The sequence below is a fragment of the Glutamicibacter soli genome (genome assembly GCF_052322135.1).
Classification (GTDB): domain Bacteria; phylum Actinomycetota; class Actinomycetes; order Actinomycetales; family Micrococcaceae; genus Glutamicibacter; species Glutamicibacter soli.
In genome coordinates, this window is record NZ_CM125969.1 from 588,821 (window position 1) to 612,929 (window position 24,109).

General features: G+C 62.6%; 16 protein-coding genes, 2 tRNA genes and 3 rRNA genes. 14 read left to right on the forward strand and 7 right to left on the reverse strand.

Going from position 1 to position 24,109, the window contains the following annotated elements; genetic code table 11:
- The first annotated feature begins 276 nt into the window (after positions 1–276).
- From ACTX90_RS02890 to rrf (ACTX90_RS02900), 3 genes are all read left to right on the forward strand, one after another.
- A 23S ribosomal RNA gene (locus ACTX90_RS02890) occupies positions 277–3,415 on the forward strand.
- Positions 3,416–3,568: 153 nt separating this feature from the next.
- Positions 3,569–3,685: ribosomal RNA gene (gene rrf / locus ACTX90_RS02895) — 5S ribosomal RNA — on the forward strand.
- 757 nt (positions 3,686–4,442) lie between these two features.
- Positions 4,443–4,559, forward strand: a 5S ribosomal RNA gene (gene rrf / locus ACTX90_RS02900).
- Positions 4,560–4,721: 162 nt separating this feature from the next.
- On the opposite strand, the gene ACTX90_RS02905 is transcribed toward rrf (ACTX90_RS02900), so the two are convergent.
- From ACTX90_RS02905 to ACTX90_RS02915, 3 genes are all read right to left on the reverse strand, one after another.
- On the reverse strand, positions 4,722–5,783 hold the full coding sequence (locus tag ACTX90_RS02905) for an ABC transporter ATP-binding protein (protein WP_443443051.1): 1,062 nt from the start codon (positions 5,781–5,783) through the stop codon (positions 4,722–4,724).
- A gap of 66 nt (positions 5,784–5,849) precedes the next feature.
- Positions 5,850–6,629, reverse strand: coding sequence for a trehalose-phosphatase (gene otsB / locus ACTX90_RS02910; protein WP_443443053.1), 780 nt, complete (start codon positions 6,627–6,629; stop codon positions 5,850–5,852).
- A 49-nt stretch (positions 6,630–6,678) separates the two neighbouring features.
- Positions 6,679–8,124: an alpha,alpha-trehalose-phosphate synthase (UDP-forming) gene (locus ACTX90_RS02915; protein ID WP_047118268.1), complete on the reverse strand. Its 1,446-nt coding sequence runs from the start codon at positions 8,122–8,124 to the stop codon at positions 6,679–6,681.
- A 420-nt stretch (positions 8,125–8,544) separates the two neighbouring features.
- Between ACTX90_RS02915 and ACTX90_RS02920 the strand changes: the two genes are divergently transcribed.
- From ACTX90_RS02920 to ACTX90_RS02940, 5 genes are all read left to right on the forward strand, one after another.
- Positions 8,545–9,414 carry a DsbA family protein gene (locus ACTX90_RS02920; protein ID WP_047118269.1) on the forward strand — a complete coding sequence of 290 codons (870 nt, stop codon included), beginning with the start codon at positions 8,545–8,547 and terminating at the stop codon, positions 9,412–9,414.
- A 171-nt stretch (positions 9,415–9,585) separates the two neighbouring features.
- Positions 9,586–9,659: transfer RNA gene (locus ACTX90_RS02925), tRNA-Thr, on the forward strand.
- Positions 9,660–9,893: 234 nt separating this feature from the next.
- Positions 9,894–10,844, forward strand: a complete 951-nt coding sequence (locus ACTX90_RS02930; RefSeq protein ID WP_443443055.1) for a DUF808 domain-containing protein — start codon at positions 9,894–9,896, stop codon at positions 10,842–10,844.
- Between the two features lie 104 nt (positions 10,845–10,948).
- Positions 10,949–12,598 (forward strand): HsdM family class I SAM-dependent methyltransferase, encoded by a 1,650-nt coding sequence (locus ACTX90_RS02935; RefSeq protein WP_443443056.1) that lies wholly within the window; start codon positions 10,949–10,951, stop codon positions 12,596–12,598.
- A gap of 2 nt (positions 12,599–12,600) precedes the next feature.
- A complete protein-coding gene (locus ACTX90_RS02940) occupies positions 12,601–13,527 on the forward strand; it encodes a hypothetical protein (RefSeq protein ID WP_052772240.1) in 927 nt (308 codons plus the stop codon).
- On the opposite strand, the gene ACTX90_RS02945 is transcribed toward ACTX90_RS02940, so the two are convergent.
- Positions 13,524–14,201, reverse strand: coding sequence for a GNAT family N-acetyltransferase (locus ACTX90_RS02945; RefSeq protein ID WP_443443058.1), 678 nt, complete (start codon positions 14,199–14,201; stop codon positions 13,524–13,526). The two genes, ACTX90_RS02940 and ACTX90_RS02945, sit on opposite strands and share 4 nt — an antisense overlap.
- Before the next feature lie 489 nt (positions 14,202–14,690).
- On the opposite strand from ACTX90_RS02945, the gene ACTX90_RS02950 reads away from it, so the two are divergent.
- Positions 14,691–14,764, forward strand: a tRNA-Val gene (locus ACTX90_RS02950).
- A gap of 55 nt (positions 14,765–14,819) precedes the next feature.
- On the opposite strand, the gene ACTX90_RS02955 is transcribed toward ACTX90_RS02950, so the two are convergent.
- Positions 14,820–15,878: an LLM class flavin-dependent oxidoreductase gene (locus ACTX90_RS02955; protein ID WP_047118273.1), complete on the reverse strand. Its 1,059-nt coding sequence runs from the start codon at positions 15,876–15,878 to the stop codon at positions 14,820–14,822.
- Between the two features lie 210 nt (positions 15,879–16,088).
- Here ACTX90_RS02955 and ACTX90_RS02960 point away from each other — a divergent pair, with 210 nt between their 5' ends.
- Entirely contained in the window at positions 16,089–17,759 is a 1,671-nt protein-coding gene (locus ACTX90_RS02960; RefSeq protein WP_047118274.1) for a threonine/serine exporter family protein, read from the forward strand.
- A 6-nt stretch (positions 17,760–17,765) separates the two neighbouring features.
- Here ACTX90_RS02960 and ACTX90_RS02965 read toward each other — a convergent pair whose 3' ends face one another.
- A complete protein-coding gene (locus tag ACTX90_RS02965) occupies positions 17,766–18,539 on the reverse strand; it encodes a uracil-DNA glycosylase (RefSeq protein ID WP_306462527.1) in 774 nt (257 codons plus the stop codon).
- A 157-nt stretch (positions 18,540–18,696) separates the two neighbouring features.
- Here ACTX90_RS02965 and ACTX90_RS02970 point away from each other — a divergent pair, with 157 nt between their 5' ends.
- The 3 genes from ACTX90_RS02970 to groL all read left to right on the forward strand — a co-directional run bounded on the left by ACTX90_RS02970 (position 18,697) and on the right by groL (position 21,577).
- Complete coding sequence (locus ACTX90_RS02970; protein WP_047118275.1) at positions 18,697–18,987, forward strand: DUF3263 domain-containing protein; 291 nt, start codon at positions 18,697–18,699, stop codon at positions 18,985–18,987.
- Between the two features lie 46 nt (positions 18,988–19,033).
- Positions 19,034–19,645, forward strand: a complete 612-nt coding sequence (locus ACTX90_RS02975; protein WP_047118276.1) for a LytR C-terminal domain-containing protein — start codon at positions 19,034–19,036, stop codon at positions 19,643–19,645.
- A gap of 297 nt (positions 19,646–19,942) precedes the next feature.
- Complete coding sequence (groL, locus tag ACTX90_RS02980) at positions 19,943–21,577, forward strand: chaperonin GroEL (RefSeq protein WP_047118277.1); 1,635 nt, start codon at positions 19,943–19,945, stop codon at positions 21,575–21,577.
- Between the two features lie 96 nt (positions 21,578–21,673).
- Here the strand turns inward: groL and ACTX90_RS02985 are convergent, their stop codons facing one another.
- Positions 21,674–22,570 (reverse strand): DUF4031 domain-containing protein, encoded by an 897-nt coding sequence (locus ACTX90_RS02985; RefSeq protein WP_443443059.1) that lies wholly within the window; start codon positions 22,568–22,570, stop codon positions 21,674–21,676.
- Between the two features lie 233 nt (positions 22,571–22,803).
- On the opposite strand from ACTX90_RS02985, the gene ACTX90_RS02990 reads away from it, so the two are divergent.
- The gene (locus tag ACTX90_RS02990) at positions 22,804–24,072 is read left to right on the forward strand and encodes an LPXTG cell wall anchor domain-containing protein (RefSeq protein WP_047118279.1); all 1,269 of its coding nucleotides are present in this window, start codon (positions 22,804–22,806) and stop codon (positions 24,070–24,072) included.
- The last annotated feature ends 37 nt before the right edge of the window (positions 24,073–24,109 follow it).

A 24,109-nucleotide genomic window follows, 5' to 3' on the forward strand; every position in this document is an offset into this window, starting at 1 on the left:
TCCCTTTGCGGGGTTTGGTGGGTTGGGTGCTTGGTGTTTCGGTGTTTGTCCTGTGTCTGCTGGCATGGTGTCCTGGCTGGTCCTTTTGGGGCTGGTGTGTGGGGTGCTGTTGTTGGGGGTGCGGGGTTGTTGTTTGGGAACTGTATAGTGAACGCGAGCATCTTGCAGACAAGATGAGCTGTGCGTGCCTGTCCTGGGTGTGTGTGGTGTTTGAGTCTTGTTTGTAGTGATTTTGTTGATTGTTTTATAGCTCAATTTTTGAGAACTTTGTTTTGTGTTGAAGTTTTTAAGGGCGCACGGTGGATGCCTTGGCATCAAGAGCCGATGAAGGACGTGGGAATCTGCGATAAGCCTGGTGGAGTCGATAACCGGACGTTGAGGCCAGGATTTCCGAATGGGGGAACCCCGCACCATGTTATGTGGTGTGACCTGCAGCTGAATGTATAGGCTGTGTGGAGGGAACGCGGGGAAGTGAAACATCTCAGTACCCGCAGGAAGAGAAAACAATAGTGATTCCGTTAGTAGTGGCGAGCGAACGCGGATGGGGCTAAACCGGTTGGTGTGTGATAGCGGATAGGCGTTGCATCATCGGGGTTGTGGGGTCCACATGTACCAGTTCTATCTACGCTGGTGGGATGAGGTGCAGGCGTATAGGTGAATCGGTTGGAATGCCGGACCAGAGAGGGTGATAGTCCCGTAGGTGTAATGCGTGTCTGCCGTTCTTGTGTGGATGCCCGAGTAGCACGGGGCCCGTGAAACCTTGTGTGAATCTGCCAGGACCACCTGGTAAGCCTGAATACTACTTGATGACCGATAGTGAATCAGTACCGTGAGGGAATGGTGAAAAGTACCCCGGGAGGGGAGTGAAATAGTACCTGAAACCGTGCGCTTACAATCCGTTAGAGCAGCCACTTGTGGTTGTGATGGCGTGCCTTTTGAAGAATGAGCCTGCGAGTTAGTGTTACGTCGCGAGGTTAACCCGTGGGGGGAAGCCGTAGCGAAAGCGAGTCTGAATAGGGCGAGTGAGTGGCGTGATCTAGACCCGAAGCGAAGTGATCTACCCATGGCCAGGTTGAAGCGCGTGTAAGAGCGTGTGGAGGACCGAACCCACTTCAGTTGAAAATGGAGGGGATGAGCTGTGGGTAGGGGTGAAAGGCCAATCAAACTTCGTGATAGCTGGTTCTCCCCGAAATGCATTTAGGTGCAGCGTTGCGTGTTTCTTGCTGGAGGTAGAGCTACTGGATAGGCGATGGGCCCTACAAGGTTACTGACCTTAGCCAAACTCCGAATGCCGGTAAGTCAGAGCGCAGCAGTGAGACTGTGGGGGATAAGCTTCATAGTCGAGAGGGAAACAGCCCAGAACGCCAACTAAGGCCCCTAAGCGTGTGCTAAGTGGGAAAGGATGTGGAGTTGCTGTGACAACCAGGAGGTTGGCTTAGAAGCAGCCACCCTTGAAAGAGTGCGTAATAGCTCACTGGTCAAGTGATTCCGCGCCGATAATGTAGCGGGGCTCAAGCACACCGCCGAAGTTGCGTCATTCAAACATGTCATTGGCCTTTGTGGTCCAGTGGTTTGGATGGGTAGGGGAGCGTCGTGTGGACGGTGAAGTCGCGGTGGAAACCAGCGGTGGAGGCCACACGAGTGAGAATGCAGGCATGAGTAGCGAATGACGGGTGAGAAACCCGTCCGCCGAATGATCAAGGGTTCCAGGGTCAAGCTAATCTGCCCTGGGTTAGTCGGGACCTAAGGCGAGGCCGACAGGCGTAGTCGATGGACAACGGGTTGATATTCCCGTACCGGCGAAGGACCGCCCATACTGAGCAATGGATGCTAACCATGACGGATTCCAGCGTTGATGCCTTTTAGGTGTCTTGTTGGTTGGTGTGGTGGGAACCGATGTTGTGAGGTCAGCGTATTAACAGGTGTGACGCAGGAAGGTAGCCGAGCCAGGCAATGGAATTGACCTGGTCCAAGGGTGTAGGAAGAACGGTAGGCAAATCCGCTGTTCATTGTTTCTGAGACCTGATAGGCGCCCCGTTTGTGGGGTGATTCGGTGATCCTATGCTGCCTAGAAAAGCATCGGCGCGAGGTCCCAGTCCGCCCGTACCCTAAACCGACACAGGTGATCAGGTAGAGAATACTAAGGCGATCGAGAGAATCATGGTTAAGGAACTCGGCAAAATGCCCCCGTAACTTCGGAAGAAGGGGGGCCTGCCCCGTGAACCACCCTTGCGGTGGGGAGGCGGGTGTGGGCCGCAGAGACCAGGGGGAAGCGACTGTTTACTAAAAACACAGGTCCGTGCGAAGTCGCAAGACGATGTATACGGACTGACTCCTGCCCGGTGCTGGAAGGTTAAGAGGACCGGTTAGCACACTTGTGTGCGAAGCTGAGAATTTAAGCCCCAGTAAACGGCGGTGGTAACTATAACCATCCTAAGGTAGCGAAATTCCTTGTCGGGTAAGTTCCGACCTGCACGAATGGAGTAACGACTTCCCCGCTGTCTCAACCATGAACTCGGCGAAATTGCAGTACGAGTAAAGATGCTCGTTACGCGCAGCAGGACGGAAAGACCCCGAGACCTTTACTATAGTTTGGTATTGGTGTTCGGTGCAGCTTGTGTAGGATAGGTGGGAGACTGTGAAGCTCGGACGCTAGTTCGGGTGGAGTCATCGTTGAAATACCACTCTGGCTGTACCGGTCACCTAACTTCGGACCATGATCTGGTTCAGGGACAGTGCCTGATGGGTAGTTTAACTGGGGCGGTTGCCTCCTAAAATGTAACGGAGGCGCCCAAAGGTTCCCTCAGCCTGGTTGGCAATCAGGTGTTGAGTGTAAGTGCACAAGGGAGCTTGACTGTGAGAGTGACAGCTCGAGCAGGGACGAAAGTCGGGACTAGTGATCCGGCGGCACCTCGTGGAAGGGCCGTCGCTCAACGGATAAAAGGTACCTCGGGGATAACAGGCTGATCTTGCCCAAGAGTCCATATCGACGGCATGGTTTGGCACCTCGATGTCGGCTCGTCGCATCCTGGGGCTGGAGTAGGTCCCAAGGGTTGGGCTGTTCGCCCATTAAAGCGGTACGCGAGCTGGGTTTAGAACGTCGTGAGACAGTTCGGTCCCTATCCGCTGCGCGCGTTGGAAATTTGAGAAGGGCTGTCCTTAGTACGAGAGGACCGGGACGGACGAACCTCTGGTGTGTCAGTTGTACTGCCAAGTGCATCGCTGATTAGCTACGTTTGGAAGGGATAACCGCTGAAAGCATCTAAGCGGGAAGCCTGCTTCGAGATGAGATTTCCATCCACCTTGTGTGGGTGAGGCCCCCAGCTAGATTACTGGGTTGATAGGCAGGATGTGGAAGCAAGGACCAAAGACTTGTGTAGCTGACCTGTACTAATAGGCCGATGGCTTACAACACACTATCTAAACTGTGTGTCGACAAAATACGTTTTTCTGATTGTTCGCGTTCACTATGCGGTTACGAGACAACAACCTCGAACCACAAAATAAGAGACTTTGCAAGGACGAATCCACCGGACCACCATGGTTGGTTTGTGTGCTTCGTGATTGTTACGGCGGTCATAGCGTGGGGGAAACGCCCGGTCCCATACCGAACCCGGAAGCTAAGGCCCATTGCGCCGATGGTACTGCACTCGTGAGGGTGTGGGAGAGTAGGTCACCGCCGGACTTAACTTGAGAAGTGGGAGGCTCCAACAGTGTTGGGGCCTTCTGCTGGTTTAACCGGTGGATCCACGGGGCGGGTGGTCTGGCCGGGACGGCCTGGCTGGCCAGCTGGCTGGTGCGGTTGGCTTGGCCGGTGGGGTGGGGGAGTAGAAGCTCCCCCGTTTTGTTGTTTAAGCGGGGTTTTCGGTGGCGGCGCGGTGCCCTCTGGGCGGTCTGGGGTGCTGTCCTGCGGCCGGCCCCGTGGGGATGGCGTGGGGCAAGGGGAGCGCTGCCGGGGCCGCGGCGCGGTGCGGTTGGCTGCGGAGCGGGGAAGAGCCCGGACCACAACAAACCCCTGATTTCGAATCGCTAGTCCTTTCACGGCCTTCGTGCTTGCCGCCATTGGGATGAATGGCTCGCAGCGGCAGCGGTGGTAGCAGACTTCACCCATCCTTGCTTCACTGCGTAGTTGTGCTGGCTTTGCCGTTCCTGGGTACATGGCAAACCATCTGCGCTGCCGCTGGCGCGCACCCACGCCGCTCTCAAGCTCCAATCCAGAGCCGGACCGGCATGGGATTGCCAGGCGCTGTATCGTGGCCGGAGACTGGCGCCTGAGGCCTTCTGGAAGCTTAGATCGCCAGAAAGCATCTATGGCGAAGGCCACGTTGCCGAAAGAGTTCCTCGATTGGCGTGGAGGGCGGAGATCCTGCTATAGTTATGGAGTTGTCGCAATCGCGAATGACACCGTAGTTTTCCCACGGCCAAGCTGTGCGGGTTAGAGTTACGGCGATCATAGCGTGGGGGAAACGCCCGGTCCCATACCGAACCCGGAAGCTAAGACCCACTGCGCCGATGGTACTGCACTCGGGAGGGTGTGGGAGAGTAGGTCATCGCCGGGCACAATGTGCCGAAGGCCCCGAGATACCTCGGGGCCTTCGATGTTTAACAAGTCGATAAGGGTAGTGAGGCGGCGTCAGCAGCCGCCGGAGATACCGACGAAGACCAAGGGCTCGGATCCTCATGGATCCGAGCCCTTGGTCATGCGTCAGAGTCTTTGTGGACTAGCCAAGTCGCAGATCGGTTTCCGTATCGAACAGGTGCACATGCTGCAGCTTCGGTGCGATGTTCAGCCGCTGGCCACGGGCCGGTGGGGTGCGGCCATCAACGCGGACAACGATGGTCTGCGGGCGGCCTGCCAGCTCGGCGGTTGCGTAGACATAGGCATCGGCGCCGAGCTCTTCGACGACGTCGATGGTGATCTCCACACCCTCGCCTTCGCCAACGAACTCGATGTCTTCAGGTCGGATGCCCAGCGTAGTGCCGCCTGCAGCGCCTGGCGCGCTCAGGACGGTATTGCCGAACTCCACTTGGCCATTGCTTGCTTCCAGCTGCACGAGGTTCATGGCTGGCGAACCGATGAAGCCTGCAACGAAGACGTTGCGCGGACGGTCGTACAGTTCGCGGGGAGTCCCGACCTGCTGCAATTCACCGTCCTTGAGCACCGCGACGCGGTCGCCCATGGTCAGCGCCTCGACCTGGTCGTGGGTCACGTACACGGTGGTGACACCCAGGCGGCGGGTGAGCGACGCGATCTGGGTACGGGTCTGGACCCTCAGCTTGGCATCGAGGTTCGACAGGGGCTCATCCATCAGGAAGACCTGGGGGGAGCGAACGATGGCACGGCCCATGGCCACACGCTGGCGCTGGCCGCCGGAGAGGGCTTTCGGCTTGCGGTCCAGATACTGCTCCAGATCGAGAAGCTGCGCGGCTTCCTTCACACGGCGGGCTCGTTCGACCTTGTCGACGCCGGCGATCTTCAGGGCGAAGCCCATGTTCTCGGCGACGGTCATGTGCGGGTAGAGCGCGTAGTTCTGGAAGACCATGGCGATGTCGCGGTCCTTCGGCGGAACGTTGGTCACGTCCTTGTCGCCGATGAGGATGCGGCCGGAGTTGACTTCCTCCAGGCCGGCAAGCATGCGCAGGGTGGTTGATTTGCCGCAACCCGAGGGGCCGACCAGAACCAGGAATTCGCCGTCGGCGATCTCCAGGTCGATTCCGTCGACGGATGGCACAAGAGCGCCCGGGTAAATACGGGTGGCCTTATCAAAGGTCACAGTTGCCATAACGACAATCCTTTCACGGGCAGGTACGTGCCCGACGATCCGAAGTGAAAGTGAATTGGGACACCGTTAGTCTCGCATGGAAATCAGACTTTTCAAAAGATCCGGGATATCGAATGGCGAATCAATACGCTGCGTCGCCGCCGTGTCCCCGCTGCCGACCTTGATTCCGAGGTCGTTTTCGGTCAGCACCTTGAAGCCGTTTTCATCGGTGACGTCGTCTCCGATGAAGAGCACCGACTGGACATCCAGGGTGCGGCGCAGCCAAGCCAGCGCCTCGCCCTTGTGGGCGTTGAGCACCGAGGCTTCAAGCACCGCCTTGCCCGACATCAGCTTGACGCCCTCCAGTTCCTGCAGCGATTCCAGCGCTTCGGCCATGGCCGCCTGCGCGGCCTGAGGGCTGGCCTGGCGGACATGCAGCACGGTGGCCGAGGGCTTGAATTCCAGGTTCACGTTCTCGTGCCTGTCCGCGATCGCCTGCAGCCGGCCGGTCAGGGTGCCCAGCAGCTGCGTCTGGTCGAGGCTGAGCGGCGCGTCGGACCAGCCGTTCGAGAACTGCTCGGGGACCAGCCGTTCGGCCCCGTGGGACCCGATGCGGATGGCCGGCAGCGGCTCCGGGTACACCTCGGCCAGGGACTGCAGATTGCGTCCGGAGATCACCGCGGTGTAAACGCCGGCCATTCGTCCCAGCTGCTCCACCAGCACGGCGGATTCGGGCAGCGGCCTGGCATCCTGCGGCCGGTCGACCAGCGGTGAGAGCGTTCCATCGAAATCGAGCGCGACCAGCACCCGGGGATGGCGGGCGAAATCCTGCAGCGCAGCGGAGAGCTGCGGCGAAAGAGGTGACACGTGCTTAAGCCATCCTTCGGGGGCGGTAGTTTCGGCGGTTTGCGGCAAGTTAGGTGCGGGCAACATTCTCCTTGGCCGGAACGGATTTCGAGTTGATGTCTGCCAGCTCCGACAGGAAACGATCAGACCAGCCGGCCACGTCGAATTCCTCCAGATGGTGGTTCATGCGCTTCATGCGCTTGGCCTGTTCGGCCTCGTCCATGTTGACTGCCTCCATGATCTTGACCTTCATGCCGTCAATGTCATGGGGGTTGACCAGCACCGACTGGGTCAGCTGGTCGGCGGCGCCGGTGAACTCGGAGAGCACCAGCACGCCCCGCCCGTCCTGGTGCGCTGCCACGTATTCCTTGGCGACCAGGTTCATACCGTCGCGCAAGGCAGTGACCAGCAGGACGTCTGCCGCAAGGTACAGGGAAATCATTTCGCGCAGGGGATAGGAATGGTGCAGGTAGCGCAGCGTAGTGTGGCTGAGCGTATCGTGCTGGCCGGTGATCTGGCCGACCATCAGTTCTACCTGATCGCGCAGTTCCATGTACGAACCGACGTTTTCGCGGCTGGGGCTTGCCACTTGGATCAGGCATACCTCGCCGGCGTGGAGCTGTTCGTCCGCCAGCAGCTCGCCGTAGGCCTTGAGCCGGTGGCGGATACCCTTGGTGTAGTCCAGCCTGTCCACGCCGAGCATGATGGTTTTCGGGTTTCCCAATTCATGCCGGATCTGCGCGGCTCGCGCAATGATCTGCGGATCCCGGGACAGCCGCTGGATCTGTTCATAGTCGATGGAGATCGGGTGGGCGTCGGCGCGGCAGATATTCTGCAGGTCGTTGTCCAAGGAAGGGGTCGCCTCACGTCCCTTGGTTTGGTAGTCCGTGAATCGGCGCAGGCTTCGCAGGAAGTTGGTCGCGTCGGTTTCGCGCTGGAAACCGACCAGGTCGGCACCGGCCAAACCCTGCAAAATCTGCTTGCGCCACGGCAGCTGCGCGAACAAGCTCGCGGCGGGGAAGGGAATATGCAGGAAGAAACCGATCTTGAGGTCAGGACGGGCCAAGCGCAGCAGACGCGGCACTAGTTGCAACTGGTAGTCGTGCACCCACACCGTGGCGTTGGGCGCCGCGATCCGCAGCACCGCGTCGGCAAAGCGCTGGTTGATTTTTTGGTATCTGTCCCACCAGGTGCGGTGGTACGACGGCGGAACGATGACGTCGTGGTAGAGCGGCCACAGAGTCGAGTTCGAGAAACCTTCGTAGTAGAGCTCGAGGTCGTCTTCGCTTAGCGGCACCGGCACCAGATGGATACCGTCCTTGTCGAAGCTGTCCAGCTCTTCATCAATTCCGCCGTGCCAGCCAACCCATGCTCCTTCCGAAGCGGACATGACGGGTTCCAGTGCGGTGACCAGTCCTCCGGGTGCGCGCTGGAATCCCTGGGTGCCGTCCGGGTTTGTGACCCGGTCAACCGGCAAGCGATTGGCAACAACGACGAAGTCGGATGTACTAGCCATGTGGCCATCTTGTATCGAGCTACTCACGACAAACTCCTGGCTTAACCTTCAACCTGCAAACCGGCCGTTTAGCGATCCCCGGATTGGTGCGAATCCCTGCCCTGCAAGTTCATTGACTTATGCCTTGAGCCTAGTGAAATATCAGGGTCAACGGAATTATGTACAGGATTTACTCCGATAGTGACGTAAACAACCACATTGAACTGGTCAAGCACAGTCATGTATCGAGGCCTGCCTGATGCAACAATTCCACCGGACGCGCTATGTGGCTTAAGTCCGGGCTTTGGCGGCAATTTGAGGAGCATATGCGCCTCCTGTGAACGTGCGGGATTATCAATGAACTAGGTAGACCGGGTCCCGGCATTGGCTAAACTTGATTGCAGATGACAGTATTCCGCTGAGCAAGGAACCATTAAATTTATGTCTACGAATAATCCGCGGCCGTCGAAGGCTGAGCGTACGGCAAGCGCCCGCGAGAAGGCTTCGCAGATGCGCGCCGCACAGGAAGCAGCCGCCAAGCGCAAGTCGCTGTTCGTCAAGCTTGGCGTGCTGGGTGCCGTGATCCTCGTGATCGCCCTGGTAGTTACCCTGATCGTGCAGAACAACAATGCCAAGGTTGCCGATTCCGGCGCCGTTCCTGCGGGCGGCAACGCCGCTGGCGGCATTCTGGTCACTTCCCCGACCACCCTGGGTGAGCGCACCGTGGAGAATGTCGACGTGAAGTCCCTCGAAGTCCCTGCCCAGCAACCGGCAACCCCGGAACCCCGCGACCTGACCGTGGGGAAAAAGGGCGAACCGGTCAATATCACCATGTACGCCGACGTGAATTGCGTCCACTGCGCGGACTTCGAGGCCACCTATGGCCCGCAGATCAACGAGTGGCTGGCGGCCGGCGACATCACCGTGGACTACCGCAACGTCGGATACCTCGACGGCGGCTCGCCGACCAACTTCTCCTCGCGCGGTGCCAACGCGCTGGCCTGCGTTGCCAACGACAACCCGGCAGCGTACATGCCATTCGTGACCGCGATCTGGGGCCACTACCAGCAGGGTGAAATGAAGAACGCCCAGCTGGCCGAGATGGCGATCGCCGCCGGTGCCAGCGACAAGGTCACCAGCTGCATCGAAGACGGCACCTTCCGTCCGTTCGTCCAGTACACGACCGACGTGGCCAAGTACGACGGCGTAAGCGGCACCCCGACCTTGGTGGTCCAGGGCAAGGTCCTGGATCTGGCCAAGGACGATTTCCCGACCGTGGTGAACGCAGCCATCGAGGCGAACAAGAAGTAAATCCGCTCGGGTCGGCGGAGAACGGATGCGGATCGGGTAGAATTCCATATTGATCTCGCGCCAAGACCGGAGGGGAGAAAGCCAGCGACGGCTTTCTCCCCTCCGGCATTTAAGACGGCGACGGGCTCAATTCGCACAGTGGCCGGGTTCTCCGATATTCTTATGCGGTACGCCCCCTTAGCTCAGCTGGCCAGAGCGTCTGTCTTGTAAACTGAAGGTCACCGGTTCGAATCCGGTAGGGGGCTCGAACAAATCCTCGGAGTTCTGCATGAGCGCAGGTCTTCCGGGGATTTTTTGCTGACTGCGGCTTTTCCCGGCTCGCCGGTGCCGGTCCGAACCCGGCAAACGTGCCTAACCACTCGCTGGAAGTTGGATGAAATAGGGCGTGGCCCACGTCGTCCTCGGTAAAATTGGACCAAAGGTATTTTCCCGTGCGCGGATCCGCGCGACCGGGGACCACAATTACAAGGAGACCAATCATGGCCGGTGGCCTAGTAGCCCTGCTGGATGATGTAGCCGCGCTGGTCAAGGTCACGGCCGCGTCGCTGGACGACATCGCGCTCGGAGCGGCCAAGGCCAGCACCAAAGCCATGGGCGTGGTGATTGACGACGCTGCGGTCACCCCGCAGTACGTCGACGGAATTTCTCCCAAGCGCGAGCTGCCGATCATCTGGAAGATCGCGGTAGGCTCCATCCGCAACAAGCTGCTGTTCATCCTGCCGGCCATCTTGCTGCTGTCCACTTTCCTTCCCTGGGCGCTCACCCCGATCCTCATGATCGGCGGCGCCTACCTGGTGTTCGAAGGCGCGGAGAAGATCCTCGAGGCCATGGGGCTGATCGGCCATCACGGCGCCGCCGAGGACGGCAAGGTCCGCGACGAAAAGGTGATCATCGGCTCGGCGACGCGCACCGACTTCGTGCTCTCGGCCGAGATCATGGTGATCTCGCTCAACGAGGTGGTCCACGAACCGTTCCTGACCCGGGCGCTGATCCTGGTCGCGGTGGCTTTCCTGATGACCGTCCTGGTGTACGGGGCCGTGGGCCTGATCGTGAAGATGGACGACATTGGCCTGGTGCTGGCCCAGAAGCAGCGCCAGTTCTCGCAGAAGCTCGGCCGCGGCCTGGTCAAGGGCATGCCGATCGTGATGTCGGTGCTGAGCAAGGTCGGCGTGGTCGCGATGCTCTGGGTCGGCGGGCACCTGTTGCTGACCGGCATGGACGAGCTGGGCTGGCACGCGCCGTACGGCTTCGTGCACCACGTCGAGATGCTGGTCCACGACGCCTCCGGTGCCGCTGGGGGCGTGCTGGGGTGGCTGGTCAACACCGCTTTCTCCTGCTTGGCCGGACTGATCATCGGCTCGTTGCTGACAGTCGTCATCCTCGGGATCAAGAAGCTGCTGGGCAAGAACAAGCCGGCCGCGGCGCACTAGCTATTGCCGCCGCGCAGCGTGCGTAGAATTATTGGATCGTCTCCGAAGGCCAAGCTCCTCGGCCCGGCCATTCTGTCCGGATGCCATGGAAAGATCGATGTGTGTTGAGTAGAGAACAGACCAAGCAGGACCCCGCAGGGCGCCACGCCCGCGGTGCGTACTTCACTCCGGAACCCGTCGCACGCTTCATGGCCCAGTGGGCGCTGGGCGAGCACGGGCACCGGGTGCTTGAGCCTTCCTGCGGCGAGGCGCAGTTCCTCGCCGCCGCGCATGACATCGTGGACGACGGCCGCGGCTCGGTGGAGCTGTTCGGCATCGAGCTGCACGAGCCCTCGGTGCAGGCAGCCCGTGCGGTGCTGGACCGGCAGGGTGCCGCCGCGCAGATCACCCACGCGAATTTCTTCCATGTCGCCGGGAGCCATGACATGGACGCGGTGATCGGCAACCCGCCCTATGTGCGCTACCAGCTGCACCGCGGCGAGGATCGGAAGCTCTCCCGTGCCGCGGCCCGCGAAGCCGGCGTCGAGCTCAACGAGCTTGCCAGCATCTGGGCGGCCTTCGTGGTGCATGCCACCAGCTTCCTGGCTCCGGGCGCGCGCATGGCCCTGGTGCTGCCGGCCGAGCTCATGTTCGTGAACTATGCGGCCCCGGTGCGCCGGATGCTGCTCGAACGCTTCGAGCGGGTGCACCTGGCGGTCTTCGAGGAACGGCTGTTCGCCGACGCGCAGGAGGAAGTGGTGCTGCTGCTGGCCGAAGGCTACGGCCAGGGCTCCAGCACCGCGCTGCGCCTGCACCAGTTCCGCAACGCCGCGGACCTCGACCGGTTGGGCGAGGGCATCGAGCACACCCCGGCCAGCACCTCGGAGCGCTGGACCGGATCGCTGGTCGGCCTCGAAGCGCAGGGCGTGCTGGAGCAGTCCCTGGCCGCGGGCCGTTTCGCGCCGCTGCAGAGCTGGGGCGAGACCTCGCTGGGCGCGGTGACCGGCAACAACAAGTGGTTCACGCTCTCCCCGGCCCAGGTGAGCGAGCTGGGCTTGGCCCCCGAGGACCTGGTGCGCATCTCGCCTCCGGGTTCCCGGCACCTGCGCGGCCTGGAACTGGACAACGAGCAGTGGGAGCGCCTCGGTGCCCATGGCAGCGCCACCTACCTGTTCCGGCCCGCCGCGCAGCCTTCCGCGGCCGGGCACCGGATGGTTGACGCCGGGCAGGTACTGGCGGTGGACAGCGCCTACAAGTGCCGGGTGCGCAGCCCCTGGTGGCGGGTGCCGCTCTTGTCGGTGCCGGACCTGTTCATGACCTACATGAACGCCGACACCCCGCGGCTGACCGCCAACGAAGCCGCGGTGCACCACATCAACTCGATCCACGGCGTCTACCTGGGCGCCGACGTGCGCGGGCTCGGGCGCGAGCTGCTGCCGCTGGCCTCGCTGAATACGCTGAGCATGCTCGGCGCTGAAATGGTGGGACGCTCCTATGGCGGCGGAATCCTGAAGCTCGAGCCGCGCGAAGCGGACCGGCTTCCGGTGCCTTCGGCCCCGGCAGTGGCGGCCCATGCCCCGGCGTTGCGCGAGATCAAGGACCAGGTGCGCGAGCATCTGGCCCACGGCCGCAAGGCCGAAGCCACCGCGCTGGTCGACGGGATTGTCCTTGAACAGCTGCTGGGCCTGGATCCCGCGGCCATCGCCGCGGTGCACCAGGCCCGCGCCGACATGTTGGATCGCCGGAAGGCACGAAGTAAGACGGTGAAAAACTAGACGTGGCAAACCCTGCGATTGAAAAGACCCTCGCCTTTGCGGAGTTCGACACCACGCTGATGTCCGCCGCCAAGGATTCGCCCTGGATCCGCAGCGGCGCGGTGACCGAGGAATTCAATCCCTCCTACGAGGTGCTCGAACGCCTGCTGAGCATCCCGGTGCGCTCCAAGGCCGCCACCCGCTCCGGGCGCTTCGCCCAGGGTGTGGACACCTGGCTGGCCCACGAACTGCGCCGCGCGGGATTCGACGCCGACCTGGTCTGGCCGCGCACCGAGGCGCCCCGTGTGCTCTCCAAGGACATCCTGGAGCTGCTGCGCCGGCTGCCCGAGCGCCTCTCCGAGGAGGTGCACGAGGCCATCATGGCGGGCAAGGCGGGAAGCACGGACGCCCGGATCCTGGGCCGCGCCTACATGAAGCAGACCGACGTGGTGATGACCCACTGGTCCACCGGGCCGGAGCTGCTGCTGAGCACCAAGGCGATGACCTCCTCATTCGGCAAGAACCTGTCAAACCGCTACGAGGAGGCCTACGGGGACGCCGCGAACCTGCGCGCCCGCTATCCGCTGGCCGCCGTCGGATTCTTCTTCGTCCAGCGCGCCACGATCCTGGAATCCGAGCCGGCGGCCTACCGCCGCACGGTGGACATGATCCGCAAGCTGCGCGATTTCGGAGACGGCTTCGGCTACACCGCCACCGGGCTGCTGCTCGTGGACTGGGACGATGAAGCAGAGAACCCACAGGTCAAGTGCGTGCACTCGCCGGTGCCCGCGGATATCGCCGCGCCGCAGTTCCTCAACGCGATGGTGGACGAGGTTCTGAAGGTCACCCCGATCGACCTGCATGAGGCAGCCCGCGCTCGCCGGGCCGGAGAAGTCGCCCCGCTGCCCGGCCACGAAGCTGTGGACGAGCAGCAGGAAGCGCTCTTCTAGAACGCCGGATCGACGCTGGTGGTTCCCAGCCAGTCGTTGTCCGGGGCCTCCATGCCGAGCCTCGGGAAATGCTGGTCGGCCTCTTCGGCCTCCGGGCCGATGTGCAACGTAGGCACCAGCGAGGGAAGCTGTCCCAGCTCCGCACCCAGCTCCATGGCCAGCGACGGCGCCGGCTGGGCCTGCACCGCCTGTTCCAGCGCCGGCTGCAGCGATACCGGTGCGAGGGAATCCTCGGCCGGCAGGGCAACCAGGACGACGTCCTGCACAGCGGGTTCAGGCTGCGGCAGCCCGGCGGCCCAGTCGCGCGCGGCGTCGGTAGCCCGGTAGATGAACTTGGTCTGCCCGTCCTGCTCGAAGGTACGCTCGCGCTCCCACAGCTCGGAACGTTCGTAGTACGCCCACGAGGCGGGGTTCGCAGAATCGATGATGGTGATCGGCGTGCCTCCGGCGTGCAGCGCGAATTCGAGGCGCATCGACGCGACATGCTGGCGGATGCCCATGCGGCGGTAGTCCGGGCGCACCGCCATGGAGCCGAGCTCGAGCGCGTCCATGGCGCTGGTCGGGGCGATGATCGAATCGTGCACCACCCCGGCGGCGACCAGGAGCTCGCCGTCGCGGACGGTTACGACCGCGCGGGCGCGGTCCATTTTCTGGTGCCAGCGGGCATCGGTCACGGCGTATAGGCCAGCCAATTCAGCACGTTCGGCCTCATTTGGAGACAGGCATGACAAGGCAAAAGTCAGGTTTTCAAACACTGGGGTACGGTCCTAAAAAGCTAAGAACGAACGAAAAAGTGGCTTTGCTTCCCGGGGAAAAATCCGTTCGGCGGTTTCGTTGGCCTTGAGGGGACCGTTGCCGGCGGCTTCCGGCAGCTTCCTTGTAGGGCCCAGTTTGAGCTCGATGAGCTAGAAAAATTATGGGGTCTGAAAGTGCACTTTGACAAGTTGAAACGAGGGCTGCGAAGTGAACTCTAAATAAACGAATTGCCACCGTTTTTCAGTGCTTGTCATCGACCATTTTGGAGGTTTTTGATTCCCTCGGCGCGTGGTGTTCCTGGCGGTCGAAGCGGCCCGGGGATGGCGCCGATTCGGCACGATTTGGAACGTAGGTCGGAATGCGGCTAGGATTATCTAGGTGCTGAACCGGAAACGGACAGCGCAGATGGATCTTTAGCTCAGTTGGTTAGAGCGTTCGCCTCACACGCGAAAGGTCGCTGGTTCGAGTCCAGTAAGATCCACCGGTAAAAAAGCCACCGCAGAAATGCGGTGGCTTTTTCGCATCCGGGCTGGCCGCTAGTTCTGCGAGCCTTCGGTGAGCAGCTCGTAGATCCTCGGCTTGACCTCGGTTCCCAGCATTTCAATGCTCTTCATGAGGTGCTCGTGGGGCAGCGAACCGGCGGAGTACTTGATATCGATGCGGGACAGTCCGAGCGTGCGGACCGCCTTGGCCATCTTTCGTGCCACCGTCTCGGGGCTGCCTGCCATCATGGCGCCCTGCGGACCCATGGCCGCTTGCAGCTGGATGCGGCTGGCAGGACCCCAGCCGCGTTCGGCGCCCAAACGGTTCATGGTGCGCTGGTAGTGCGGCCAGAGCAGCTCCAGCGCTTCTTCGTCGGTATCGGCCACGAGTCCGTGGAAGTGGGCCCCGACCGGCTGTTCCGGTTCGCTGAACTCCTTCAACGCCCGGTGGTACAGGTCGACCAGTGGTTCGAAGGCCGCGGGCTGCCCGCCGATGATGGCCAGGAAGAGCGGCAGGCCATGGCGTGCGGCGCGGATGACTGACTGCGGGCTGCCGCCCACTCCGACCCATGTCGTCAACGGCTTGCCTTCGAGCAGCGGGTAGACCTGCTGGCCGCGCAGGGCCGCTCGGTGGCTGCCGGACCACGACACCGGATCGCCGTGGCGCAACTTGGCCATCAACGCGAGCTTCTCCTCGAAGAGCTCCTCGTAGTCTTCGAGGTCGAGACCGAACAGCGGGAAGGACTCGATGAACGAGCCGCGCCCGGCGATGATTTCCGCGCGGCCGTTGGACAGCGCATCCAGGGTGGCGAAGCGTTCGTACACGCGGACCGGATCGTCGCTGGACAGCACGGTGACTGCGGTGCCGAGCTTGATGTTCTGCGTGGTCGCCGCCAGCGCCGCGAGCACCGTCTCGGGTGAGGAGATCGAGAAGTCATCGCGATGGTGTTCCCCGATCCCGAAGAAGTCGAGTCCGACTTCTTCGGCCTTCTGGCCCTCGGCCAGCACGTTGCGGATCACCTGGGCGTGGGACAGCGGGGTTCCATTGGCGTCCTCGGTGATATCGCCGAAGGTCTCGGCTCCAACCTGCGGAAGTTTCACGGTGGTGTTCATGGGTTCGGCCTCTCGCTATATTGCATGCATATACATCTAATTTCCCACTGGGCGTAACTTGCCCCGCCCCGGAACTATTCCCCCCGGGGGCGTGCCACGCCCGAATGTGTTCGGCGATACGCCGTGATTTGGAGGATTCCCCAGCAACTTCCAGAAGTCGGGTTGTATCGTGATTTACATGCAACATCGAACGTTTCGGGAAGGTGATCCGTGGCGCAGTTGAACAACGACCAGTTCTCCGGAAATCCACGTGGTGCGGGGGACGATCCGGATCCGGCCGTCGGCGCATTGCCGCGGATCAGCACCAGCGAAATCAAGATGGGGCAGCTTGCCGAACCCGAGCATCATGAGGAGCCCACGGCCTCGGAACTGCCGCTGAACACTGCGGTCAGCGCCAGCGTCGCCGCGGCCCCTGCCTCGGACCCCGAATCGCGCACCGGCCGCGTTCACACCACGGACGAAGGCATCACCCTGGTGCCCACGCGGGCGAACCCGGTGGCCCGCAGCCTGCTGGCCAAGATGTGGATTTCCACCTCGCCGCCCACCCAGGCGCTGGACATCGTGGATCGCCTGCAGGGCACCCCCTACGCGAACCCCACGGTCAACAAGGACCAGGACGCGTCGGCCCGCCGCACGCTGGAGTTCGCGCTGGACCTGGGCGAGACACTGATCCGCTACGGCGCCGGCGCGCTGGAAGTGGAAACCAGCATCATCGCGGTGACCGCGGCGCTGGGCCTGAGCTACCTGGACGTGGATATCACCAACCAGTCGCTGCACCTGAACTACAGCCCGCCGGACGCCGAAAGCTACTCGATCCTGCGTGTGGTGCGTTCCTCCACGGCGAACTACGCGGGCCTGGTGCTGGTGCACCAGCTGGTCTCCGACATCATCGCCGGCGGCGTCTCGCGCAGCGAGTCCGCCAAGCGGCTCAAGGCGATCATGCGCAAGCCCAAGCCGTTCCCGCGCTGGATCGTTGCCAGCGGCAACGCGGTGTTCGCGGCGGCCTTCGTGCTGTTCATCGGCGGGTCGTGGCTCGGTGCGCTGGTGGCCATGGGCTCGTCCTCGATCGTCTCGCAGATCGGGCGCTACGGCGCCCGGTGGCGCGTGCCGGCCTTCTTCACCATTGCGGCCTCCACGTTTGTGGTCACGGGCATCGCGCTGGTGAGCTACGAGCTGCATGCGCCCATCGACCCGGCGCTGGTGGTGTCCGGCGGCATCCTGCTGCTGCTTCCTTCCGGGCGGTTCGTCTCCGCTCTGCAGGATGCGATCAATGGGTTCCCGGTGACCTCCGTGGGCCGCCTGTTCTCCGCGGGACTGACCTATACGGCCATCGTCTCCGGCATCTCCACCGCGCTGGTGATCTCCTCGGTGCTGGGCTGGGACAGCGTGGACGTGCACCAGATCGACAAGATCGCCTACCCGGCCTGGCTGCTGGTGATCCTGGTGGCGGTGGCGATCATCGCCGGCGCCGTCACGGAACAGAGCTCGGTGAAGCTGCTGCTGCCCACCGCCGGGATCGCCGTGGGCGGCTACCTGATCCAGCTGTTGTGCGAGTACATCGGGCTGGGCGTCCGGGCCACTCCGGCGGTGGTGGCCACGGTCATCGGCTTCGCGGCGCGCTTCGCGGCGGACAAGCTGCATTCCCCGCAGCTGGTCATCGCGGCTCCAGCGGTCATGTTCCTGCTGCCGGGCCTGATGATCTTCCGCGCGATGTACTCCATCGTGTTCGACTCCAGCGACATGTCCAGCGGCCTGGTGGAGATGTTCAACGCCTTCGCGATCATGCTCTCCATCGCCGGCGGCGTGGTCTTCGGCGACACCCTGTGCCGGCCGCTGACCTCCAGCGCGCGGCGCGAACGGCGGCTGATCCGCCGCCGCTGAATGCGGCTACAGCGCAGGCAACGACCAGTCGATCGGCGGCTGTCCGGATTCGGACAGCCGCCGATTGATTTCGGAGAAGGGCCGCGAGCCGAAGAACCCGCGCGAGGCGGACAGCGGCGAGGGGTGGGCGCTGGCCAGCTGCGGCATCCGGTCCATCAGCCCCGCCAGCTTCTGCGCATGCCTGCCCCAGAGCAGCGCCACCGGAGGGTTCTCGCGCTGGTTCAGCGCGCTGATGGCCGCTTCGACGACCGCGGACCAGCCCAGGCGCTGGTGCGCCCCGGCATGACCCGCCTGGACCGACAGCGACTGGTTCAGCAGCAGAACTCCCTGCTCATGCCAGGCGCTGAGATCCGGGTGGGCTGCCGGGGCAATGCCCAGATCGTCGTTCAGCTCCTTGTAGATATTGGACAGCGACCGGGGCAGCGGACGCACCGAAGCCTGGGCGGCGAAGGCCAAGCCGTTGGCATGGCCCGGGGTCGGATACGGATCCTGTCCGATGAGCACGACGCGCACCTGCGAGCGCGGAATGCGAAGTGCGCGCAACATCACGTGCGGTTCCGGGAGGATCTGCTCTCCGGCGGCGCTGCGTCGTGCCAGTTCAGCGGCGATCTTCCGGAGCTTGCCATCGAGTGGCAGCAGCACCGGGACCCAGTCCTGGGCGATGAATCCGCGCTCCGCCATGGATCTGGCGCCGTGGTGGAAGGGGAAATCCTCCGGCTCGTAGCGGGGGACCGGTACCGGCTCCGGGTCGCCGAACAGGGAGGGCTGCAGGTTGTCCATGGCATCCATTCTGCCGGTATTATGGCGTGGCTGTGCCCGCGGGCGCGGCGCAGCACAGGCGAGTTGGTTAGAATATCGGTGGTATGTCCGCCACTGGCGGAGCAGAACGCAGGGCCGAGACCGGACTTTGCCGGGTGAAGGAAAGAGGTGTGGACGCATGGCTGAGGGTGAAGTGCTGGTGGATTTCGTGATGAATCCCGACTCGGAACTCGATGAGCGTTCCCAGCAGATCCTGAACATGGAAAAGTTGTGGTGGAAGTATGCCGGCGCCAAGGAACAGGCCATTACCAAACAGTTCTCCATGTCGCCGACGAATTACTACCAGCTGCTGAACCAGCTGATTGAGACGGACGCGGCGTTGGCTTACGACCCAATGCTGGTCAAACGCCTGCGTAGGCTTAGGTCTACCAGACGTCGTGTGAGCGGTACCGTCGGCTCCGGACGCTAGTTTCCGGAACCGGCCGCGACCAGTCAGACCTCGAGCAAGGACAAGAATGACCAACTACCCACGTGACGAATTCGATCGCGTTCCGGAGTTCAACACCCGTGTGGGTTCGCACCACGCCAACGGGTGGGCGCAGTCTGCCGCCTCCACGACGTCCGGTGGAAAACTTCGTTGGGTAGTTATTGCAGCAGTGCTTGTCGTCCTGGTGGGCGCATTCGCCTACTTCTTCGGCCCCGGCGGCCTGAAGCCGATTGTCGGCTCCGCCCCGAACCCCACCGAAACCACCTCGGCAGCCCCGAGCGAGGACGCCACCTCCAGCCCGAGCGAAACCGAAAGCGCCACCCCCTCCGCCTCCAGCACCATCGATGATGACGACGTGCTCTTCGGGCAGCTGATCGGCGTCTACAACGGCGCCAGCATCGCAGGCATCGCCTCGGCCGGCGAAGACGCCCTGTCCGAGGCCGGATTCACCAATATCACCGCCAGCAACTGGACCCGCCCGGCCGAGACCTCCACCGTGTACTACACCTCGGAGGCCTATCGCACCACGGCCGAAAAGGCCGCTGAGGTGCTGAATATCGACGAGGTTCTGCAGACCCAGAACATTCCGAACCGGGTGACCGTGGTGATGGGCTCGGACGACACCCTCGAAGTACGCTAACCCCGCAGTATCCAATTGCTTCGCTGTGAGCCGATCAGCTTGCACTCGCAGGGCGAGAGTGCCAATATTTGTATTAGCACTCATGCGTTGCGACTGCTAACGCCGATCGGCTTTTCGCGTTTTAACCGCAGCCGGTCCGGCCTCAGACGTCGCTTCGCAGGGAGCGTGAAGAATACCTCAGATAGCGAGAGCTGACGCGGCTGCAGGCCCGATGCCCAGCCGTTGCACTCGTCCGTCGCGGGCGCTGTCTGTCGGTTGCATTTTCGCAAAATCGTCCCGAAAGGACCGAAAGCCACTATGGCCAAGATGATTGCATTTGACGAGGAAGCACGCCGCGGACTTGAGCGCGGCCTGAACACCCTTGCAGACGCCGTAAAGGTGACCCTGGGCCCACGCGGCCGCAACGTTGTTCTGGAAAAGAAGTGGGGTGCCCCGACGATCACCAACGATGGCGTGTCCATCGCCAAGGAGATCGAGCTCGAGGATCCATACGAGAAGATCGGCGCAGAGCTGGTCAAGGAAGTTGCCAAGAAGACTGACGACGTCGCAGGCGACGGCACCACCACCGCAACCGTTCTCGCCCAGGCACTGGTCAAGGAAGGCCTGCGCAACGTTGCCGCCGGCGCCGACCCGATCGCGCTGCGCCGCGGCATCGACAAGGCCGTAGAGGCCGTCACCGCCGAGCTGTTCGCCGCCGCCAAGAAGATCGAGTCCAAGGAGCAGATCGCTGCTACCGCCTCGATCTCCGCAGGCGACCCTGAGATCGGCGGCCTGATCGCCGAGGCTCTCGACAAGGTCGGCGAGCAGGGCGTCATCACCGTTGAGGAGTCCAACACCTTCGGCCTCGAGCTGGAGCTGGCCGAGGGCATGCGCTTCGACAAGGGCTACATCTCCGCATACTTCGTCACCGACGCAGAGCGCCAGGAGACCGTGCTGGAGGACCCATACATCCTCATCGTGAACTCCAAGATCTCCTCGGTCAAGGACATGGTCACCCTGCTGGAGAAGGTCATGCAGTCGAACAAGTCGCTGCTGATCATCGCCGAAGACGTCGAGGGCGAAGCCCTGGCCACCCTGATCCTGAACAAGATCCGCGGCCTGTTCAAGTCCGTTGCCGTCAAGGCTCCGGGCTTCGGCGACCGCCGCAAGGCCATGCTGACCGACATCGCCATCCTGACCGGCGGCCAGGTTGTCTCCGAGGAGATCGGCCTGTCCCTGGACAACGTGGGCCTGGAAGTTCTGGGTACCGCCCGCAAGGTCGTTATCACCAAGGACGAGACCACCATCGTTGAAGGCGGCGGCGAAGCCGACGCCATCGAAGGCCGCAAGGCCCAGATCGCAGCCGAGATCAAGAACACCGACTCGGACTACGACCGCGAGAAGCTGCAGGAGCGCCACGCAAAGCTCTCCGGCGGCGTCGCCGTGCTGAAGGCCGGCGCAGCCACCGAGGTGGAGCTCAAGGAGCGCAAGCACCGCATCGAAGATGCCGTGCGCAACGCCAAGGCAGCGGTGGAAGAGGGCATCGTCGCCGGCGGCGGCGTAGCCCTGATCCAGGCCGGCGCAGCAGCCTTCGAGAAGCTGTCGCTGGAAGGCGACGAGGCAACCGGTGCGAACATCGTGCGCGTCGGCATCGAAGCTCCGCTGAAGCAGATCGCCCTGAACGCCGGCATGGAGCCAGGCGTTGTCGCCGACAAGGTCAAGGGCCTGGCTGCCGGCCACGGCCTGAACGCCGCCACCGGCCAGTACGTCGACCTGCTGGAAGCCGGCGTGAACGATCCTGTGAAGGTGACCCGTTCGGCCCTGCAGAACGCCGCATCGATCGCAGGCCTGTTCCTGACCACCGAAGCCGTTGTCGCGGACAAGCCAGCTCCTGCCGGCGCCGCACCAGCCGGTGACGACATGGGTGGCATGGGCGGCATGGGCGGCTTCTAAGCTTCCCCGCCCGGCTCGGCACCCCGCCGAGACTACCTGGTGCCTGTGGCCCGTTTCCCCTGGGGAAACGGGCCACAGGCCGTTAAAAGCCGGAAGCTATTCGCCGAGCCAGCCGCGCAGCACTGAGATCTCCGCGCCGACGTTGCTGCGGGCCGCGTTTTCCCAGCGGTCGATGCCACGCACGGTGCTGTAGATGTTGTCCTTCTCCAGCAGCGAGCCCAGCACCTTGATCCGTCCGGCAGCCAGGGCCGGGCGCGGGAAATGCGCGTACTCCTGGTAGATCGCCTGGGCATAGCGCTGGTAGGCCGGCTGCGGGCGGGCCAGCACCTCAAGATCCGCATCGCACAGGATCCGGCCCAGGCGGTCGTGGTCGCCGGGGGAGTGCCCTGCGGTGAGCAGGATCAGTTCGCTGACCCTGGACACCGCCCCGGGGCTCAGCAGCCCGTAGAGGCGCTCGCGGGCAAGGATCGCGGACTTGGCCTCGTCGTCCGAGGCTCCGTGGTACACCGCGTCGTGGAACCAGGCGGCCAGCTGCAGCAGCATGCGCTCCTCGCCGTCGGCCTGGTCCTTCGCCAGCCAATCCAAGGCCTCCAGCACGGACAGCAGGTGGACCCTGTCGTGGTATCTGCGATGCGACTGCGACCAGCGTTCCAGCAGCTCGCGGCCCAGCTGGGGTTCGGTGGGCAGAGTTCGGGCCCAACGGCGGGACAGCACCGGTCCCAGCTTTTCCGGGCGGTACTTGGCCGGGATGCGCAGCCCGGAGGCGATCAGCGCCCGAGCCAGGTCGCCGGCCGAAACCTCGTGCGCGCCGTCCCGCACCAGCTCGGCATAGCGGGACTGCGACACGTCGTAGTGGTCCCTGTCGAACGCGCGCTCGGGTAGCTGGTGCGCACGGGCAAAGGCATGCAGTTCATCGAGCGTCGCATCGGAAACCAGATGCGAAAAGAGCGTTCCATGGGCAGGCCATGACGGTGGGTCGATCAGGATGCTCATAGGCTCTAGCCTACGTGTTGGTAACGGTTTTGAAGTCCCGTTCGGGGGCCCTGGGCACGGGTGGGCAAAGTCCCGTTGTAAGAGACGTGGAATTACTTGGCGGCGGTGCATTCTTCGGATAGGTTGTACTTTAATCATTCAGCACTTTCACAGGCCATAAATCTGTCATCACTGAAGCGGAACGCCTCGGCGTCCCGCAACTGCCTGTGACTTCTTTGGGGAATCGAGACACCATGTCGCCTAAGATCAATACCACCCTGCTTTCGGCAGCGGTTATTTCTGGACTTCTCGTCTCTGCCGCTCCGGCACAGGCTACCGAAACCACGGACGATGCCCTCCAGAGCATCACCGTTGCACAGCAGGAAACCCAGACCGAGCCGGCAGCGCCGGCGGCCATTGAGGCCCCCGTGCAGCAGCCTGCCGTCGAAACCCCTGTCGTGCCTGCGCCGCCAGTCGCCGAAGTGCCCACCGACAACGTGGAAGACATTGCAGTGGAAGCCCCGGCAGAGCAGACCGTCGTCCAGGAGTCGCAGGCCCCAGTCGAGGACAGCGTCGAGGAAACGGCTCCGGCTGCACCGGTGGAGGAGAATGCTTCAGTTGAGGATTCGGCTCCCGCGCAGGACCTAGCTGCCGGCACCGAGACCGGCGCGACCCAGCCAGCGGACGAGACCAGCTCCGCAACCGATGAGACGGTCGACTCCGACTACATCGAAGGAGTCGAATCGGACAAGGACTCTTTGGCATCGTTCCTCGAATCCGAGGCTGTCCAGCAGCTGTCGGACGAGTTCGGCGATCTCGACTCTGACATCTCCGAGGAGGAGCAGGCCTTCTGGGAAAAGGTTGATGCATTGCTGCCTGAGGGCAGCGAAGGCTGGGATGATGCCCAATGGGATGCCTTCTACGAAACCGAAGAAGGACAGCAGCTGCTGCAGCTGATCGAGGAAGAATTCGGTACCGAAGATCCGGAGATCTCCGACGAGGACCTGCAGTTCCTCGAAGAGATGATGGACCGTCTCCCCGCAGGCGCTGAAGAGTGGACCGATGAGCAGTGGGGCGAATTCTTCGCGACCGAAGATGGCCAGGAGTACCTAGCGCTCGTGCTGACCTATCTTTTGGATAGCGTCAGCAGCGAAGCGGAGCTTGAAGAGCTCCTGGAATCGATCTGGGCGGAGTTCCCCGGCGATCAGCAGTGGCTCGAAGATTTCCTGGCTTTCTACTTCGGTGAAGAAGCACCGGAGGGCGAGAAGCCCGAGGCGAAGCCCGAAGCCAAGCCTGAAGCAAAGCCATCCGAGAAGCCGGTAGAAATCAAGCCGGCAGGATCCATCGACAAGAAGCCGGAGAACACCGGCTCCGAATCGGCCAAGGGCGACGCGAAGCCGCAGGCCTCGGAGAACGAACTAGCTGATACCGGTTTCAACGGTGCGCTGCTGGCGGCTGCGGGCGCGGGTCTGCTGCTGATGCTGGCCGGAGCCGCCATGGTTCTGCGCCGCCGCAAGGCCTGAGCCTCGTAGCCAACGCATGGATGCTGGCCGCTGGATC